The sequence below is a fragment of the Chryseobacterium camelliae genome, from assembly GCF_002770595.1.
Classification (GTDB): domain Bacteria; phylum Bacteroidota; class Bacteroidia; order Flavobacteriales; family Weeksellaceae; genus Chryseobacterium; species Chryseobacterium camelliae.
Genome location: NZ_CP022986.1, coordinates 3684580 through 3703953, shown reverse-complemented (window position 1 = coordinate 3703953; position 19374 = coordinate 3684580). Strand labels below are relative to the sequence as shown.

The 19374-nt window shown below is 36.8% G+C and carries 16 protein-coding genes; 1 reads left to right on the top strand and 15 read right to left on the bottom strand.

The genetic code is table 11. The annotated features are described in order from the left end of the window. The first annotated feature begins 4 nt into the window (after nucleotides 1-4). A complete protein-coding gene (locus CGB83_RS17100; protein WP_100076906.1) occupies nucleotides 5-424 on the top strand; it encodes an SH3 domain-containing protein in 420 nt (139 codons plus the stop codon). Nucleotides 425-822: 398 nt separating this feature from the next. Here the strand turns inward: CGB83_RS17100 and CGB83_RS17095 are convergent, their stop codons facing one another. The 15 genes from CGB83_RS17095 to CGB83_RS17030 form a co-directional block, all read right to left on the bottom strand. Continuing rightward, entirely contained in the window at nucleotides 823-1590 is a 768-nt protein-coding gene (locus CGB83_RS17095) for a hypothetical protein (protein ID WP_100076905.1), read from the bottom strand. 593 nt (nucleotides 1591-2183) lie between these two features. Beyond that, nucleotides 2184-2429, bottom strand: coding sequence for a hypothetical protein (locus CGB83_RS17090; protein WP_100076904.1), 246 nt, complete (start codon nucleotides 2427-2429; stop codon nucleotides 2184-2186). A 30-nt stretch (nucleotides 2430-2459) separates the two neighbouring features. Then, entirely contained in the window at nucleotides 2460-3089 is a 630-nt protein-coding gene (locus tag CGB83_RS17085) for an immunity protein Imm33 domain-containing protein (RefSeq protein ID WP_100076903.1), read from the bottom strand. A 227-nt stretch (nucleotides 3090-3316) separates the two neighbouring features. After that, a complete protein-coding gene (locus tag CGB83_RS17080) occupies nucleotides 3317-3976 on the bottom strand; it encodes a hypothetical protein (protein ID WP_100076902.1) in 660 nt (219 codons plus the stop codon). A gap of 97 nt (nucleotides 3977-4073) precedes the next feature. Continuing rightward, the gene (locus CGB83_RS17075) at nucleotides 4074-4757 is read right to left on the bottom strand and encodes a hypothetical protein (RefSeq protein ID WP_100076901.1); all 684 of its coding nucleotides are present in this window, start codon (nucleotides 4755-4757) and stop codon (nucleotides 4074-4076) included. A gap of 708 nt (nucleotides 4758-5465) precedes the next feature. Further along, entirely contained in the window at nucleotides 5466-6131 is a 666-nt protein-coding gene (locus CGB83_RS17070; protein ID WP_100076900.1) for a hypothetical protein, read from the bottom strand. A gap of 10 nt (nucleotides 6132-6141) precedes the next feature. After that, on the bottom strand, nucleotides 6142-7065 hold the full coding sequence (locus CGB83_RS17065; RefSeq protein ID WP_100076899.1) for a hypothetical protein: 924 nt from the start codon (nucleotides 7063-7065) through the stop codon (nucleotides 6142-6144). Between the two features lie 355 nt (nucleotides 7066-7420). Beyond that, the gene (locus CGB83_RS17060) at nucleotides 7421-8104 is read right to left on the bottom strand and encodes a hypothetical protein (protein WP_157761445.1); all 684 of its coding nucleotides are present in this window, start codon (nucleotides 8102-8104) and stop codon (nucleotides 7421-7423) included. Between the two features lie 6 nt (nucleotides 8105-8110). Then, the gene (locus CGB83_RS17055; RefSeq protein ID WP_100076897.1) at nucleotides 8111-9046 is read right to left on the bottom strand and encodes an RHS repeat-associated core domain-containing protein; all 936 of its coding nucleotides are present in this window, start codon (nucleotides 9044-9046) and stop codon (nucleotides 8111-8113) included. A gap of 326 nt (nucleotides 9047-9372) precedes the next feature. Beyond that, a complete protein-coding gene (locus CGB83_RS17050; protein ID WP_100076896.1) occupies nucleotides 9373-9915 on the bottom strand; it encodes an STM3941 family protein in 543 nt (180 codons plus the stop codon). Nucleotides 9916-9920: 5 nt separating this feature from the next. Next, nucleotides 9921-10049 carry a hypothetical protein gene (locus CGB83_RS20600; protein WP_257790657.1) on the bottom strand — a complete coding sequence of 43 codons (129 nt, stop codon included), beginning with the start codon at nucleotides 10047-10049 and terminating at the stop codon, nucleotides 9921-9923. 145 nt (nucleotides 10050-10194) lie between these two features. Next, nucleotides 10195-10740, bottom strand: a complete 546-nt coding sequence (locus tag CGB83_RS17045; protein WP_100076895.1) for an STM3941 family protein — start codon at nucleotides 10738-10740, stop codon at nucleotides 10195-10197. A gap of 10 nt (nucleotides 10741-10750) precedes the next feature. Next, nucleotides 10751-14464 (bottom strand): DUF6443 domain-containing protein, encoded by a 3714-nt coding sequence (locus CGB83_RS17040; protein ID WP_100076894.1) that lies wholly within the window; start codon nucleotides 14462-14464, stop codon nucleotides 10751-10753. A 5-nt stretch (nucleotides 14465-14469) separates the two neighbouring features. After that, complete coding sequence (locus tag CGB83_RS17035; protein ID WP_157761444.1) at nucleotides 14470-17298, bottom strand: RHS repeat domain-containing protein; 2829 nt, start codon at nucleotides 17296-17298, stop codon at nucleotides 14470-14472. 6 nt (nucleotides 17299-17304) lie between these two features. Continuing rightward, nucleotides 17305-18978: a T9SS type A sorting domain-containing protein gene (locus CGB83_RS17030; RefSeq protein ID WP_100076892.1), complete on the bottom strand. Its 1674-nt coding sequence runs from the start codon at nucleotides 18976-18978 to the stop codon at nucleotides 17305-17307. Nucleotides 18979-19374 lie beyond the last annotated feature (396 nt).

Below are 19374 nucleotides of genomic sequence, written 5' to 3'. Positions count from 1 at the left end.
CATCATGAGCACATTACAAGATAAATATTCAGGAGTAATTTCCGCAGCCCAGTCTGCCGGGATTACGAATCTTCAGGTTCAGGAACAGGACGGAATCCTGTATGTTTCCGGCAATGCCTCCAACACCGCTGCCAAAGACGCAGTGTGGAATGCATTAGGTGCCATCGACTCTTCTTACTCAGCTTCTGATATCAACATCGATGTGCAGGTGGCAGGTTTATCTGCAGGAGCACCGCTTACGGTAGCTACCGAAGATTCCAACCTGAACATCCGCCAGGAGCCTTCTACCGATGCAGCCGTGGTTGGAAAAGCCTCCAAAGGATCTTCCGTAACCCTGATCGAGCAGACTTCCGATGACTGGTGGAAAGTAAAAACGGATGACGGGCAGGAAGGATATGCTTATTCGAGGTACCTGAAAGCGTAAGAAATTTAAAATACTTCACAAAACATCCCAACACTGGGATGTTTTTTTATTTTTGCAGCTTTAATCAATGTATGGATAAAAATTATGGATCAAGCGCAAAAGTTGGGGGTTAAGCAAAAAGTTTGGATAATCTGAACAGGAAATCTTTCATACCCTTTTTTAGCCTTGCAATCAACTTATCTATGACCTGATTTCCAGATGATTTTACGTTGCTTACTTTCTCAATTTCCACAGTATTGAATCTATAATCCTATTCTCAGAAAAATTGCAATGAGATAGATATGCGCACTTTTTGCTTAAGGGATATACAATAAAGAATCTACCCAGTTCCGGGATGATGTTGAGTCATTTGCAGGTGCTCCACTGACACTAAGATTATTAAAAAATAAAAATCTTAGTTATTTCATCATAAACTCATAAACAATCTTTGAAGTTTCCAAATCTCTTAATTCATATTTTTTATTTTTCAGTATCAGTTCGTAGGTTTTCTCTAACGGCAATATTCCGTATACCTTTAAATAATATCTTGAATGGGTAATACTTCCTTCAAAAATCACTGGGTATGAATAAAATATTTTATATTTAAAATCATGCGTATTAGTACTGCAATATACTTCTCGCGTCCAATTTGGTTGAGTGGCTGTGAGATTTATTGTATCCTTGGAATTTACATCAATTATTGCTGCTAGTTTTTTATAATCCAATATACTTCTGCTAAGTTCAGAGCTTAAATCCGGTGTTCCATTATCATCAGCAACCGCCTTCAAAAATGAAATATTTTGCTTTTTAATATGGATGTTTATTAACGAGTCATTAACCTGTTTTAAGGTTCCTTCTTTTAGTGGAGAATAAATTCTGGCTCCTTCATATCTATACGTAAGAAAGAATCGTTCTTTTTCAATAGTCAAAGTCAATGGTAATATGGAGTTTTCACTTATTGAATCACCTAAAAGGTACTTTCTAAAATTTTGATTAATCCAAATACCTGATTTAATGTGTTTGTTAGCTATAGCTGCTTTATTAAGCAAAGAATCTCTGGTTACAAAGTTTTTAAGCTTTATATCAAGTGCTTTCTTAAAATCTTTACTATCAGTTTTTACATTCTCCTGAACACATGCTACAAAAAGAGTACAAGCAATCAGTAACTGATATTTTTTTAACAACATTATTCTTTGATTAATTAACTTTCCAAAAAACTATTTCAGTTGCATCAAACATTTGAGCATCAAATCCACTGATTAAATTACTTCCATTCCAAACTTCGATGTGCCTGAATTCGGTTCTTCATGGCATAGTTCCATTCGCCATTTAAAAGAACTCTAACTATTTCATACTTATTTATATATATGGAAAATAACTCAGCTGCTTATTGGGCAACAGACGGTTACTAATTTACAAAAATTTAAGTTTATATTTTTAACTGTTTGATAAAAAGGGAAGTCTTCAAAACAGGGAAGTTTAACCAAGAATAACAGTATTTGCAAATCTACATATCATTAATCTGATACATGAAGAATGATCCTCAATCATTTGACTATATTTTTTTAGGCTAAAATAAAAGCAGGTAGAGTTTCTACTCTTGTTTATTAATCTAATTCAATGTATTTTGAAACCAAGCATTTAACAACAGATAATCCTCTATCACTAACTCTGATACATGACCTTCTGATACCTGGCCTAGGTTATTGTACCTTAAACTGGAAATTTCCGATTATATCCAAATACCACTACATCTGATACATAATTAATAACTAACATTTCATCTAATACAATTATCAAATTCAATTATTTTTTCTCCAATTGAATAATCTAAATCAGCACTATCAATTATAAAATGGGTCAATGTACCCTTTTTATTTAATCTATTATCGAATTTGTAAAGCTCTAAAATACCTATCACTTCTTCTAATGATTGATTCTTATACACTAGTACATTTCTAGTCAAAAACTCTTTTAGATTTTCTTTCCTTTTATTAAAAATTTCTTCTGTATTTATTTCTTCCATTTTTTATCGCTCACTTAATTAACTATTAGCTTAATCATTTTCACTTATTTGAACATTTCCCCTTTTCACCAGCAATCTATGTCCATAAGGTATCGCTAAATACTTTAAAATATCAGGACGAGCAAAAGCAACATGATAAAAGTGTACCATTTTCAATGACTTAAGATCGCCGTTATAATCATCTGTAATTAAATACCAACCACTTTCATCTTGAGGTGAATCATATCTGATGCCCTCAACATCTTTTCCTTCATAAACACCATCTGATATAATTACTGACTGGTTGAAGTTTGGAAAAATTGGAATAAAATTTTGTTGCCAACATATTTCACTTTGTTGCCTAACAACTAAAATCGCAGTATCACAACCTTTATTAAAATCACTTCCATCAAAATTTATTTCATATAAATCATAGAAATTATTTTCATTTAATCTAAATTGCAAAAGCCATGAATAATATCCAATATTTTGATTCTCAGAAATGACCGGTTTACTATCTATGATATAATCTATAATGTACTTCATAACATCTATATAGTTTTCTGGTGGATATTCATGAATTATAATTCTGATTTCTTTATTTATATAAAGATTTAATCCATCTGTTTCAATATAAAGATTGTCTACCACATTTACTTGAATTCCTTTGTATGTCGTCATAACATTTGCTATAAAATACTATATTTTTCATATTTAAATTTAAAGTTTTTTAAAGCAAAAACTCTATCTTTAAATGGATACATTTTCAGGGAAATTTACAAGGCAGATATCCTACTCTTGTTTTTATTATTTCTAATTTAGTTCACTTTGAAATCAAATATTTAAATACAAACAAGTATTACCATTAACTTTGATACATGAACGTAGTCAAGATCACTAGATTTTATTTATAAATTAGATTTTATAAACATTCTATCAACTGTAAGTATAACACCTTCTTTTTGTTTTAAATTAGATGTTCTAGTTACTATTCCAATAACACTTTCATTTTTATTTATAGGAATATTGCATGAATAAAAATCTTTATCCTGTTTAAGTTTTAAAACACCCTCTTTTATTATCTTCCTTTGAACTGTATCTGATACTGTGTAAGAAAATTCAATATCTGTGGTCTCAAAATTTGATTTTTGAAAATGGATTTTAATATTGCATTGATCCTTATCAGAAGAAATTGTATAAAACTTACTAGCATCAATATTAAGATTATTATTTGTGTAAATTTTAATCTGATTTTCAATCTCTTTATCAATATTAATATATTCTATATCGTATTCATCTTCATTCATTCTATTTTTTATTTTCCACCATCCTTCTTTAGAATTATCGTAAGTATTTATATTACCTTTTATTAGATAGTTTTTATTTATCCCTGTAACTTTAGTAATAGAATCATTAATATTTACTTTTGTAACTTGATAATCATTTAAATTAGTTAAGTTTAGCACATTTAGTGGTGTTGTTTCTTGCTTTCTACAACTAAACATTAATAAAATAGTGATCATGAAGAGAATCTTTTTCTCTAATTTAATTATTGTTTTATTTTTCATAGATATATTGTTTTTAATTCTTTATTACTTAATATACTTTGAAAATTAAATACTTAACTACAAATACGTCTGTATAACTAACTCGAATATGGCCAATTTATTTTAAAGTATCTAATATGTAAATATTATTAACACCCATTTCTCCGTTAGTATATTGATAGCCTTCTTCAAACAAACCTTTAATAACAATATTTTGCTTTTTGGGAGTATTTAAATCTACATAATAATAGTTATCTTTTTTTTGACACTTTAAATCTTCTGATTTTATCTCTTTACCATCATAAAGATAATAAAGAGAAAATTTTGCTAAACTATTTATTTTTGCTTTTTCACTTGGCGTAAAAAATTTATAACGTACAAAATTTGGTATGTTTAAATTTTCTTTAGAATAAAACATACTATTAGTTATATAATCGCCTTTTGAATTAAAAGAAATATATTGATTCACATATTCTTTACCATCAATAATTCTATACTCAATTCTGGCGTTATCTGCATTCTTGTCAGCTTTATTTTTAATTATCCACCAATTTATTTTTTTGTTTTCATTATTTATAAATCCTTCAATTCTATATTGATTAAAATCTCCACTAATTTTTTTTAAAGAATCATTTATAATAATTTCATCATAATTTTTCCACTTTTTATAATCAGTTGGAATAGAAAAATATTCAGTCGATGTAAAATTTTCTTTTTTTAATATTCTATCGATCTTATTTTTTTCTTTAGTACAAGAACTTATTATAAATATTCCTGTAATTAACATAAATATGTTTTTCATTATTTTAAATTTAACTTTTTGATTTCTCTTTGTTTATCAACTTCATTCATAAATCTCATAAAGCCTAGTGTATCTATATTCTTGATATATTTGCCAGTATTTAACTTTCTAGATGAACCATCTTTATTGTAAGTCCAAGTTTCAGATACAGAATAAGCGATCAGGTTTCTTCTGCAATAAACCTACTACATCTAATAAATTTTTAACTCCTTCTGCAAAGGCATTATGTGTATCCATTATACTCTGCTTCTGTTCCGACAGGATGCTGATAAATGGCCTCATATCCGAATAACCTTCTGTTCATATTCCCATGGTTATTAAACAGTAGTGAGACAGAATTTCAGGTCTTACTGGTAATCTACGATCTAAAGGTTACCACCTACTTCTTATTGATTATTTGGTCCCAATTTATTTTACCTTAAAGCAAGAATTGTCGATTATATTCGCATATCAATAATCTGATACATGAAGAATGATTCTTAATCATTTGGCTATGTTTTTTAAGGTTAAAATAAACAAGAGCAGGTGAATATCCTACTCTTGTTTTTTTATTCTTGCTTAATGCATTTTAAAAATCAAATGTTTAAATACAAATAAACTCTCTATCACTAACTCTGATACATGACCAGATCCGCATATTACTAATTTTGATACATGACCGATCTTCCAGTCAATCTCAGCAACCTGCCAGCTGAAAGATTTGTGTTACTACTTCAAAGTATCTTCTACATAAATGTTATTTTCTACTATATCTCCATTTTCTAATTGAACCATTTCCCAAAAATTACCTAAAATAGTTAATGTATTAATATTATCTAAAGATATAGGAATTTCACAATAATAAATATTTCCATTTTTTATACATCTGATCTTTAAATGCTTATGTTCCTTACCTTGAAAAGAATATCTATAGTTTAAATTTCCTTCAGAGCGTAATTTTTTGGGCTGATAAGGCATATAAAACCTATATTTTAGAGATTTATGATCTTTGCCCAAACTATAAAACTTACTTTTCAATGTGTCTATTTTTCCACTTTTAAATAAAACATATTGATTAACAAACTCTTTGTTTTCAATCAATTTATATTCTAATCTTGCTACTAATATTTTGTTTTTATAATTCTTCGCTTCCCACCAACCTGTTCTTATTCCATTTTTTTTAACTTGTCCTGTTATTTCATAAATATTAAATCTACCTCTTATTGCGTATATTGAATCATTTATTTTATATTTTTTCAGGCTAGTTAAATTATTTAAGTTAGTTGGAATTGAAAAATATTCTGCTGAACTTAGTTCTTCATAATCTTTTGATTTTTCTTTTTTACACGAAAAAATTAAAAAAAACAAAAGATAGACTAAAATGTGTTTATTCATTTTTAAATTGTTAATATTTTGATGTTTTTATTGAATCTGCCATTTTATAAACCCTATTATATGCTGACTCCCAAGTTTCTCCTTTTTTTATTGGTGTTTGATATAAAGTGTCTTTTATTCCATCTTTATCAAAGGTATAGTTTCGAAAATATACAGTATCAATTTCTTTTTTATTAAATAATCCTATAACATCTAATAAATTTTTAACTCCCTCAGCAAAGGCATTATCTCTATCTCCAAAACCATTACCTCCGGGTAAGCTAGCGGGTTGTATAAAGCTTCCCTTATCTAAAATAAAGGTTTTATCTCCCGGTCTGAACTTATCCCAAGTACTGGCATCAAAATCCGTTCTGGCCAGACCTCCCGGATCTGTAATCTGAGGGAACTCTTCGTTCGTAGTTCCAATAAAGCCGTCTATCGAATTGGCAAGATAAGAAGTTAATCCTTGTATAGCACCATAAACACCACCTGGTTTATTCCATTTATTAATAAAGGAATTGAAATGGCTTTGTATCTGATTTCCCCAACCTGAACTTTTTCCTGTAAGATAAACCGTAGGAATATTGAAATAATCATCCAAGTCTGTATTTAAACTTGTATAACTTCCGTCATAAGCGAGACCAATCTTTGCCGTACCTGCAAAACCATATCCTGTATTGTACCAATCACCGCCCAGGGCTACCATCTTGGCGATCACTTCAGCAGATCCGCCACCTTGTTGAGAATTTTGTCCCAGATAAGACTGTGCATACGACCTTGTCCTAACAAAACCGTTGGCAGTTCCTGATACATCAATACTGCCATCATTATTAAACCACCTGCCGTCAACATCTGCATTGGAAACAGGATTGTTTGCAACATAAGTGTAGGTACCGGTAGATAAATATTTCTCCGCCAACTGGTCTATCCCGTTCCATCTTCCGATATCCGGCATATCTCCCTCCAGCCGTAGCTGTACATTCCGGTTTCCTGAAGCTCCTTCCCGTTGTACTTATAGCTCTTATAGCTTCCCTGCCCAAAAAATGCCGTCCCGGATTTTAAATGATTCAGCCCGAAGGGGTAATAATCATTGACATCTATAATCTCACAATTAGATTAGCTTACACTGCAACATTAACAGTATCTGCTAGTCCAAATATCATCAATTTGATCCACGAGGAATGATTCACAATCATTTGGCTATATTTTAAAGCTAAAATAAACAAGAGCAGGTATATACCCTACTCTTGTTTTATTATTTTTTGTTTAATGTATTTTAAAATCAAACATTTAAGCATAAATATTCATACTTATTTTAATTCTATTTTATTGCTAACAATAGTTCCATAAAATAATTTATACTTCTTGAGTTTACTCTTTTGATAGCCCGTAAGATAATTATAAATACATTCATTAATTTTAAGTGAAATATTTAATGAATAGTTTTGACCAGATTCTAATCTATAAAAATAATTCATGTATTTCTCTTTTGTAATGTTATTTAAATCGAAATAAAATTCCAAAACTATTTTTTCTTTAGGTTTTAAAAACATCAGATTATTATAGACATAATAGTTTATCTTAGCTTCTTCAAAAGACTTTATGTGATGCAATTTTTGCCATAATCTTATGTCATTCTCATATTTATTAATATTTGCTTTTCTTTTTTTTGATTCATTCTCGATAATTGCTAAATCATTACCAATATCACCAGATGATGAAGATTCTAGAATGCTATCATTTTTATGTATTAGTATACTAGGGCCCAAAACAGGATAATCAAATTGATATTGACTAAGGTCCAGACAAATGTCATTGAAATAAGGCCGAAGGGAATGTTTATCTATTGGAATAACTACATTATTATTAGTTGTATTTAATAGTATAACTGTTGCTTTTTTATCTATAAAATTAATATTACATTCCATTTTTAATTGTGAATTAAAATAACAAAACACAATTAAATTTAAAAAAATCAAAATTTTAGTTATCATTTTATATTATTTTTTTTGTTTATAAACTCTATTCCACTCTCTCATCAGTGTATTAAAATATGGCTCTATATCATATATAGCTCTTTCATCGATGTGAATATAATACTTTCGAACCGCTTGCAAAGCATTTAGACTTCCATATCTTGTTTGCCCATAATTGATTTCCCATCCTACACCAACAGCTTCTTTGAAAAAGGTATATGCATTATCTCTCATATATTGGCCATATCTATAAGGTATAAGTTCAAAAAAAATATTTTTAAAATTTATATCTGTAAAAGAATGAGTCATTTCATGACCGATTGTAAATGCATATTCTAAAATATTTGATATTCTATTGGTGTTAATTCCAATTTTATAATAATCGGCTCTACCAGGAGAATGAAGATTTGTATTTAAATTAAATTCTACACCAGTAATTTTTGAATACATTTCATTAAGAGCAGGCACATTTTCAACTAATTTCTGCCAATCTTCAAAATTGGCTTTAGTATTTAACGAGTCTTTAAATCCAGCTCCTTTTAATTGATCCATTAATGAAAATAATGAATTAACAGTTCCATTATTAACAAAATAGTCTTGTAAGAAACTTATTACATCTTCATTAGACGAAGATATACCACCACCGCCTCCGCCTTGTCCTGGATACTGTCCCAGATAAGACTGCGTATATGATCTGGTCCTAACAAAACCATTCGCAGTTCCTGATACATCAATACTGCCATCGTCATTAAACCACCTGCCGTCAACATCTGCATTGGAAACAGGATTATTTGCTACATAAGCGTAAGTACCGGTAGACAGGTAACTCTCGGCTAACTGATCTATTCCGTTCCATCTTCCGATATCCGGCATATAGTCCCTCCAGCCATAGCTGTACATCCCGGTTTCCTGAAGCTCCCTTCCCGTTGTACTTATAGCTCTTATAGCTTCCCTGCCCAAAAAATGCCGTCCCGGATTTTAAATGATTCAGCCAGAAAGGGTAGTAATCATTATTATCTACAATCTCAAAAAGGTGTTAGATTATATTTTATAATACTGTAGGAATAACAATACCAGCAGATCACCTATCATTAAATCTCATACACGAGTAATGATTCTCAATCATTTGGCTATGTTTTTTGAGGCTAAAGTAAACAAGAGCAGGTATATATCCTACTCTTGTATTATTAATCTTATTCAATACATTTGAAAATATAGCACTAAAAACAAATAATTTTTCATCACTACTTCTGGTACATGACCCAATAAACTAGATCATTTCAAAATCATAATATTGAATCTTTGTCGATAAGCTTATATTTTTTATAGTCTTCTATGACATTTTTTTTATAATTTTCAAATGAACAGGCTAAATAAATAGCATTTAATAGTATTGGTGTATGATGTTTTTTCAAATTTAATTTCAAGATCCATTTTTTAAATCCTACTTTTTGGTTTATATACTGCTGAGGATTATCAATGAATACTTTTAAATGAGGGATATTGTTTATATTACATTCTTCGATATTTAGGATATTCTTCCAATGAATAAAAGGATAATCCAATATATTTACACCATCATTAATTCCTTTGTTATTGATAGTTAATACAGCATCTTTTTTAATTAATTTCCTGCCAAATTCATAAATACAATAAGATGATACAATGATACTTATAATACCAATTATAAATATGATTACTGAATTTCTATAAATAAAACTAACATATTTACCAGGATTTATTATAGCTATGATCCCTAATCCCAATATTAATATCATAACTAATATGATAGCTATTAATTTCACATTGTTTTTTCTTATATTTCTCATAATAATTACTTATACATATTTTCTACAGATTGCGATGCGATTTCACTATAAATATATCCAACACCAGCGCCGACTAAAATTCCAAAAACGGTTCCAGCACCAGGTACTGGAATAAAGCTTCCTTGTTTATACATTTGAAAAATCAAGTATTTAGTATTAACTTTTCACATTAAAAATGTAAAAGGATAGATTTTTACTCTACCCTTATTTTATTTACATGCTATCAAAACGTTTAAAAATCAATCATTTATTACAATTAAATCTATATGTTGATCAAATTCAATATAAATTTTTAAACCTTTTCCAATTGTCAATCATAATATTTGTAATTTCATTTACATTAGAAGATAAGGCGCTAGTATTTATAACAAATGGTGTCCCATATTTTTCAGTTCTTGATACAAAAAAATATTTTTGAAGTCCTTTTTCTTTGCTTTTATAATATTCGATATTACCTATGTAGATCAATATATGTTCAATATTATTTATTTTTACGATCTTTATCTCCGTAATATCATTCCATTTAATTAATCTATTAGAATATTGAATTATACCTAAAAATAATCCTTGTTGATTAATTCTTATGAAGAATTCTTTGTTAAAAATACTTTTTATCATAATATATGATAAAAAGAATGAGCCTAAAATTCCTATTATACCTACTATAATCACAATTAATTCATTAGGCATTAGTACATAAATGTATTTGGAAGGATTAGAAATGAATTTAATGCTGAAATATATTGTAAAAAACAATATTATTAAAAGCGCTATGAGAAGAAATAAATACTTTAATTTATTTTTTTTGAAAACAATATCTGACATAATTTTTTATTTATTTATAAGTATTTTCAACTAATTCACCTGCATAATTTCCAGCGTAATAGCCTGCAACTGCTCCAGCTATAAATCCTATTACAGTACCAACACCCGGGGCTACAGAACCACCTAAAGCGCCAGCTATAGCACCAGTAAGCCAAGTTGCTCCAGATCCTACTCCAGCTGATACAATAATTCCTGTAACTGCTTCTGCAGAAGCAACTTGTGCATTCTTACCAAATTTACCATTATCTTCATAAACCCCATAGCCAATTTGTGCAGCATTAATTGCGTAGCCTACATATCCTGCTCTTTTGGAATATTTTGCAAACATTTTTGTATTTCTCAGATATGTACTTCTTAATCCAATCTGAGAATCAACTGCTCTTCCTGCATAAGCGGTACTTCTCATTTGTCCTAAATTATCAATCCAATATCCATTATTGTATAAATCAGTACGTTTATCAGCTACAGCTTTAAATAAAGTTCCAATTGTTCCTGATCCATAATCTGCCCAATTCTTGTAAGCATCCCATGATGTATCGTTGCTAACTTTGGCCCTGTGCAAAGTTACTCCTCCTGTAAAACCGGTCAGCATACTATCATAATCATTATACATGAAGTTATTTGAATTATCTAATGTAGACCATGTTGCCCATCCTTTGTTAAAAGAAATACCATTAATATCTCCTCCATTGGCAAAGTAATCGAACATGGAAGCAGCAGCATTTCCAGTAAATGTGTAACCGCCACCACCTCCGCCTTGTCCTGGATACTGTCCCAGATAAGACTGCGTATATGATCTGGTCCTAACAAAACCATTCGCAGTTCCTGATGTATCGATACTGCCATCGTCATTAAACCACCTTCCGTCAACATCTGCATTGGAAACAGGATTATTTGCTACATAAGCATAGGTACCGGTAGATAAATATTTCTCCGCCAACTGGTCTATTCCGTTCCATCTTCCGATATCCGGCATATATTCCCGCCAGCCGTAGCTGTACATCCCGGTTTCCTGAAGCTCCTTGCTGTTATACTTATAGCTCTTATAGCTTCCCTGCCCAAAAAATGCCGTCCCGGATTTTAAATGATTCAGCCCGAAGGGGTAGTAATCATTGTTATCCAGAATTTCCAAAACACCTGAGCTGTTTTTTCCGTAAGAAACCCTTACATTGCCTAAATGGTCTCTGTGCTGGTAAATATACTGATCTTTCTGATAATCGTAAAATCCTTCCGCGGTAGGGAAAAACTGCAGGTCTGCAGTTTTTGAAGGCATCGGGGCTTTTCTTTCTGCAACGGAAAATGTCTGAGGTTGCATTGCCCTGTCAGACATCAGTTCAAAACCGCCATCCGGAAGCGTAAAGTTACGGGAAGAAAAATACTGGAACCCATCCAGGTAATCTGTACTCTTTACAATGGTTGTGCTGCCTTTAAAGCCTGTACTGACCGTTGTATTTTCTTTTCTTAGCTTTGTTCCGTCTGCGCTGTATTTCGTGTTGATGGTCACGTCTTCGTTGCCAAACTTATTCACGTTCAGGTACACCGGGAGGTTCAGGAAATTATATCTGATGGCGCTGATCCCTTTATCCGGCATAGACAGCATATTGCCGTTTGAATCATAGGTAATGGTATTTCCACCGCCTTCATAGCCGGCAAAGTTCTGGGAAGCATCGTTAATACCGGTTGCCTGGTTACCGGTATAGGTGTAGTTCAGGTTATCAATAACGGTAGCGGTATTGCTGCCGTATTCCATTACGGAAGTCCTGTACAGGCCGGTGATATTCCCGTTGAGATCATATGATAAAGACTCCGTGCTTTCTTTGCTGTATGGGTTATCCGGGTTCTGGTAATAGCCTGCGGTAAGCCTGTTGAGCGTATCATAGGCATACCCGTACCTTTTCGGGGCCAGCGGAGGGTTTACACCTGCCGTTTCTACCGCCCTCCAGTCCACTTCAGCAATGCTGCCGTTGTATCTCGGGGTTACATTCTTTCCTGAGAACTGTGCCGGATCAGGATTGGTTATTCCGTCCTTCTGGTTGTACTTTATCTGATAGGAAAATAACCTTCCTCCCAAATCGGCTGTTCCCATCTGGTTTTTATTGACACCGCTCAGCCAGCCGCGGATGTTGTAGTCATAATCGATGCTTTGAAGGCTGTTGCCGACTTTCTTCCCGGTCAGCTGGGAAAGCTCGTTGTAGGTATTTTCAGTCAGCAGTTCCTCGGGCCTGCTGTCTACCTGGTGGTAATGCTGAAGCAGGCGGTTGGCATCATCGTATACATACCGCTGGTTGATGGTGACACCGCTCTCTCCCGCTTTCCGGACGTGGTATACTGAAGTCTGCTGGGGAACCCCTGAGAAATCAAGCCGGGACCCGGTCCTGGTATATCCGCCGAGGTGATTGATCGAGTGGCTTCCGATCATATTTCCTTTCAGGTCGTACCAGAGGTAGTTCCTGGTCCAGTTATCATCCTCGATATTTTTAACCATGCTCATCACCACCAGCCCTTTGGTGCTTGCCGTATTGCCTGTAGAGTTATCCGAAAGCACAGCCTGGCCCATAATGGAAGAAGGAAAGGCAGGATTGAAGCTGTAGGAAGGGTAAGCATCATAATAATTGACGCTCAGTACAGTTTCTATCTGGTAGAAAAGAGTATTGGTATAATAGATCTGCATTCCGTTGCGGGTAAAAGAGCTGCCGTTATCCCGGGTCTCTGTAATGACCCCGCCTCCTGCCTGGCCCTGCATGCTTACCCGGCTGTCACCGGGAATGATTCCGGTATAAGCGATACGCCCGAACGGGTCATATTTGCTGATCAGCCATTTATTGTTCTTACGCATTTCAGCATCCTGCGTAAAGATAAGCCGGTCTGCCTTATCGTAGACCATATATTCCCAGCCTTTTCCCGGGATTTTCTTTTCCACCAGGCGGCTCCATTCATCATACCGGTACTGGTAGCAGAGGTTATCCAGCGTAGCCTGGTCCACCTGGCCTGATGCGGAGGCCAGCGGAGGGAGGGTATAAGCGAGATGGCCGTACTTATCATATATATAATAGGTGTCGGCATTCTGGCTTCCGGCGGCTTTCCTGGTGAGTATGGTCTGGCCTTTCGTGTTTTTAAATTCCACGGCCGTATTTCCGTCTTCATCCGTAACGGCGGATTTATAAAGGGTTCCGGCAGGATAAGTCCCGGAAAGGGAAAGGGTGCCGGCGGTCCTGCCTTCCGACCAGGCAGACTGCACTGCATACTGCTTCACTTCCGATGCCGTATTGGCAGCATAGGAAAAAAGGGCGGGATGCGAGGCCCAGTCATTGCCCGGCTGGATCTGTTTCTGGATCCTGTCCAGCGGCGAAGCTTCAGGCACTTTTTCAGCATAGATCTTTTCGTTCCCATACTGGGCGGAAGCATTGGAAAGGGGCGAAGTGACGATCGCGCCGTTTCCCGTAGCGGGCTGCGGCACCGGCAGGTAGCTTTTCAGCTGTCTCCCGTAACTGTCATATTCCACCGGGACGGCAATGTCCTTCCCAGAAGGGGTTGCCTTTACGGCAATGGTCTGTTTAAGCCTGCCCAGACCATCGAAATACTGTACGGATTCTGTTTTGCGGGTACAGTCCTGGGTTAAGCAGTTTTTTTCATACACATAATTTTCCGCTGTGCTAAGGCTGGTCTGTGCCTGGGCGGTGACGGCTCCCAGCAGCAGTATATGAAGGGATAATAATTTTTTCATCGTTCTCAGTTTTTATAGTTGTACTGGTATTCTTTAAGCGTGGCCCCGTTCATGTCCACCACTTTCTGCAGCCTGCCCTCCGCATCGTAACTGTAGACCTCCCGGATGCCTGCGGGCGGTGTTACTGTAGTGGCACCGATCAGCGGGTCATAGGTATAGGTGGTGATCCGGAAGTTTTTGAGCGCATCGGTTTTCCTGAAGTTGTCCAGGGCGGTAAGCAGTGCCGGTTCCGCGGAAGGGTCCGCAGCATCGGCATTGGAGGCATCTATAATGGACTGGACATACGGTGCCACATCGCTGTAACGGGCACCTTCCACCCGGGCAATCGGCCTGGTCTGGCTGTAGCCGTAGACCACAGCGGTTACGAGGCCTGCCGGTGAAGTGAACTCATTGACGTTCCCTTTATTATCATAGAGGCTGATGGTGCTGGTTTTGGAAGAATTCCCGCCAATTGCGCTCACTTTAATTGCCGTAGGGAGGACGGACCCGGCATTATCGAACCTGGTTTCTGTCCTGGAGGTAATTTCTCCATCCGTTTTGCTTTCTACGATTACCGGCGTGCTGATGATATTGGCCCCGGAGAGGCTGCTGTAACCGCTTTCGGGATAGGTGAAGAACTGCTCCAGGGTATTTCCGCCTGTAGTCCTGCTGGTCCTGGCCACTTCAAAATTAAAAGGGCTGAAATAGGTTTCCGAGGATTCGGTTACGGATTGTCCGTTATCAAAATAATTTTTAGAGGTGCTCACCAGCTTCTTTGTCCAGCCCATTTTGCTGTAATTGCTGCCCTGAAAATTTTCGCTGCCCGGAACATTGTCGAACTGATAATCGGTCTCATCCGAGACCTGAAGGGCATTCTGTGCATTGTAGACCTCTTTTTTATACTGGAGCCCGGAGCTGATCATATTATAGTACGGCCAGAATGCTCCGGTCCAGCCATCCTGCGTATAGGACTGTTTGGGGAAATCCTCAGGGATTTTATAATAGTACTTTACATAGCCCTTACCGTCATCAGCATCACTTACCTTTACGTTTTTATAAACGATATAGCTGGATGCATTAGGATCTTCCGTATCCGGGATAACGTCATATCCTGAAGAAGTATCAGGATCTGTAAAGCTGTTGTACTCAAATCTCGTTGTCCTGGCGGGAGCCTGATCGGCAGTGCTGTTATAGTATTTGATGCTCTGTATCCGTACCCCGATTCCCCGGGTGGTGTTTTTAAAAGGCTGCGGAATATGGGCAATCTCATTGAAATACACACCTCCTTTCCCGCCGGATCCGCCTACCTGCAACTGATAGGTTCCGGGAAGCAGGTCATATTGCGACGTATAATACTCACCGCTGGAGCTTGGTGACTGGCATGGATTTCCTCCTACCACGGTTCCGCCTGATTTAATAGTGTATCCCATGGAATAAGGAATGGTAGGATCCCAGACCTGGCTATCGGTATAGAGTTCTTCCGCAATGAAGGTAACCAATACCTTTTTCGTACTCCCCGGATTTCCGGTGATGGTAAAGGTGTAGTTGGTATTATTGGACTGATGGGTATCGTAATCCACTCCCCAGAACTGATTGATGTACTGAACTTCCGGATCCGAGAACGTATTTCCGCTGAGGATCTCTTTGACATAGCCGGGATCCGACCTGTCCTTATATTTAAGGTTCTGTTCAAAATTATATTCAGTGGCGCCTCCGGAAGGACCTATGACCCTTTTCAGGATCTCCCTTTCACCGATAACCGGGAATCCTGCATACAGTCCCGGGCATAGGGCATCCGGATCTGTCCCTGAAACGACCGGCGGGGCATTGTGTGCGGCATACCCGTATTCAAAACGGGTAGTTTCGGAAACGGCATTGTTCCGGTTCAGTTTTTTAAGCCCGCCAAGTATCCTGGAATAACCCATTACCTGATAGTCAAACGAATATCCGGAAACGGGGTGGCCGTACAGGTCTTTCAGCAGAACTTTCTGCAGCTGGTACGGGTCTGCCATGGCATTTTCCAGACCGGCATCATAGCTGTACTCGAATTCTATAGTTCCGAATCCGGGAGCGGCAATGGTTTTCAGCTTACAGGTTTCATAAGAAACAATACCTGTGTTTTTATATTTCACATCTTTCTGGTAGGTGAAATTAGCCAGTTCCACATTACCAGGATCCCGGATCTGGGTTAAAAAGAATGCGGACCGGTAAACTTTTCCGGTTCCGATATACGTATTCCGCTCCTGGTTGTTCCTGCTGTAATCGTTAAAGATATACCGGATCCCTTTGTTATCCGTAATGGTGAATGAATCGAGGATAAGGGTGGCGGTATTGCCGGTGCGGGTATATTCGATCTTCACCTTGTTGGCGGTAAGGTTTACCAGCCTGAAGGTATTATTCTGTGTATCCCTTACAAACTTAAACTTCCCGGAAATACCCGGCAGGTTATAGTAATAAACATCATCGAAGCTGTTCTTATAATATTCATTCGAAGCCGTATTGTCGTACAACTCATCAATGTCGTTTTCAATAGTCCTGGAGATCACTCCTCCTGCAAACAGGGACCAGCCACGGCCTACCTGGGATGAAGGTTCGGTATCCGAAACGTTCATTGGATTATAAGACAGGCCTGCACTGAGGCTTACTGCACTGTTGTACGAAGGGAGGCTAACCAGTGGAAATGAGATATCCGGTAAACCCGTGGCATTGGAAATCGGTGCATTGGTATAAGTCGCCAGCGAGGAAACGGAAGGTACCGGTTTTGCAAAATCCCCGAAATTAACGCTTTGCTGGGCATGCAGATGCTGGCAGCCAAAACCTATGATAAGGCTTATGGCCATTGTTATTTTTCTCATCTCAGTTTATTTTTTAATCAGTTTAGCACTTGCTGTTTTGTTATCACTGGTCTTTACGCTCACCAGGTAAGCGCCCTGCACTAAGGCCTGGGTATTAATTTTAGTAACTGTGTTCTTCGTCTTCATGCTCTGAAGCTGCCTTCCGCCCATATCATACACACTGATCTCAGCTTCAAACACTCCCGCTCTCTGACCCTCAAACCCTATTTCTACATACGCATAATCACTCACCGGGTTCGGATAAATCCTGATGTCCTGCTTCTCGATCAGCTGGTCGATCTGGCTGTCGCCAAGCTTTACGATCTTCCAGTTCTCCTTACCCAATTCCTCTGCGCTGGTTCCTGCAAGGATAATGGAGCCGTCACGGTTCAGCTTAATATCAGACAGCCGTTCTTCTTTCTTGCCGGATTCTCCTTTCACATGCTTCCGCCACTGCTCATTGCCATTCTGGTCCAGGTAAAGCATCCAGAACTGTTCATCACCAGACTCTATCCTCCCTTCTGCCTGCGTATAACCACCTAATAAAATACCTTTAGTAGTATCCTGCCCGTCCTGGCTCTTGGCTCCTGACTCTTGGTTCTTGGTTCCCAGCTCCTGGCTCTTAACCTTACTCACCACACTCATCCCCATCAGCACATCCCGGTTCTTAAAGCTGTAGGATTTCTGCCAGCTTTCTTCTCCTCTCTCATTTAACGCGATAAGCCAGATATCTGTTCCCTCTTCTATGCCTACCGTTTTATTGCCTGATCTTTCCGATCTGGATTCACCTCCAATCAGATAGCCGGTAGAAGTCACAGCCAATGTTCTCAAATGATCATCACCTTTGCCACCGAAATTCTTTTCCCACTCGACCTTGCCTTCTTTAGACAGCTTGACGATCCAGTAGTCGCCCTCACCATAGTTTTCAACCGACTTAGCATAATTGATGAGTGATGATTGATGAGTGATTTTATCATTCATCAATGATCGATCATCATTTATACTAACGCTTCCGCTTCTGGAATATATCCCTAATAAGGCACCGCCGTCTTTCGTCGGGACCATCTTTTCCACCTCATCCAGGCCTCTGCCGCCTAAGATCAATTGGGAGATTTCTTTGCCGTTTTTATCCAGCCTGATGATCCAGGCATCTTTGGAACCGTAGCCCTTCTCTGAGTTCTGGATATTCCCGGCCACAAAGAATCCTGAGTCCGTGGTCTGGATCACCGATCTGGCTTCTTCATCCGAAGAAGTGCCTAAAGTCTTCTGCCACACCTCATCCCCAAACTCATTGATCCGAACCAACCAAAAATCAGAGCCTCCTTTGGAATCCTCCTTCTTATCTAAGCCCTTTCCGCTGAACGAAGTTCCTGCCAGAAGGAATCCTCCTTCCTGGGTATTCACCGTAGCCGAAAGAAAATCATGGTTTTGCCCTGAGAAATATTTTTCCCAAACCTGTTCTCCTGACTGGTTAAATTTTATCAGGTGAAAATCATAACCAAGGTTTTGATTGCTTTCCCCAGAAAGCTTTCTGGACTGGATCGAGCTTCCGGTAATTAAGTACTGCTGGTCAATGGTCGTAGTTACCTGGGACAGGAAATCCTGTGAGGAAGACTCAATGTCTTTCTGCCAGAGGACATTCTGGGCAGACATACTCAGAACTGCGCATAAGAAGAATGCGCCAGTGTAGAATTTCTTCATACTCGTGTTTATTTTTTGTTTTAATGTTATTATTTTTTTTTAATTCCGCGGCTAAAATACTCCTTTTGCTTCAGCTGTAAAAGATCATAGCCATAATTTAACATACCGATGATCATGATCATTAACTTACCTGCAACAAAGGTATAGCTCAAAGGCGACAAAACGTGTCGTATTAAAACTGGAAATAACCGGAATTTTTTTTAAACTATTTATAGAAAGCAGGAGGTAAAGTAATTTCATCATTTGCTGTTTTATCTGGCAGCAAAAATAGCACAGCTATAGATACAAAACAACCGGGATTCTACGGAAAAATGCCTCCGTGAAAATACGGAGGCGTACTATTTATCCCTGTAATAAGCCATATTCCTGATCTGACAGCTCCATATGCTTCCCAGC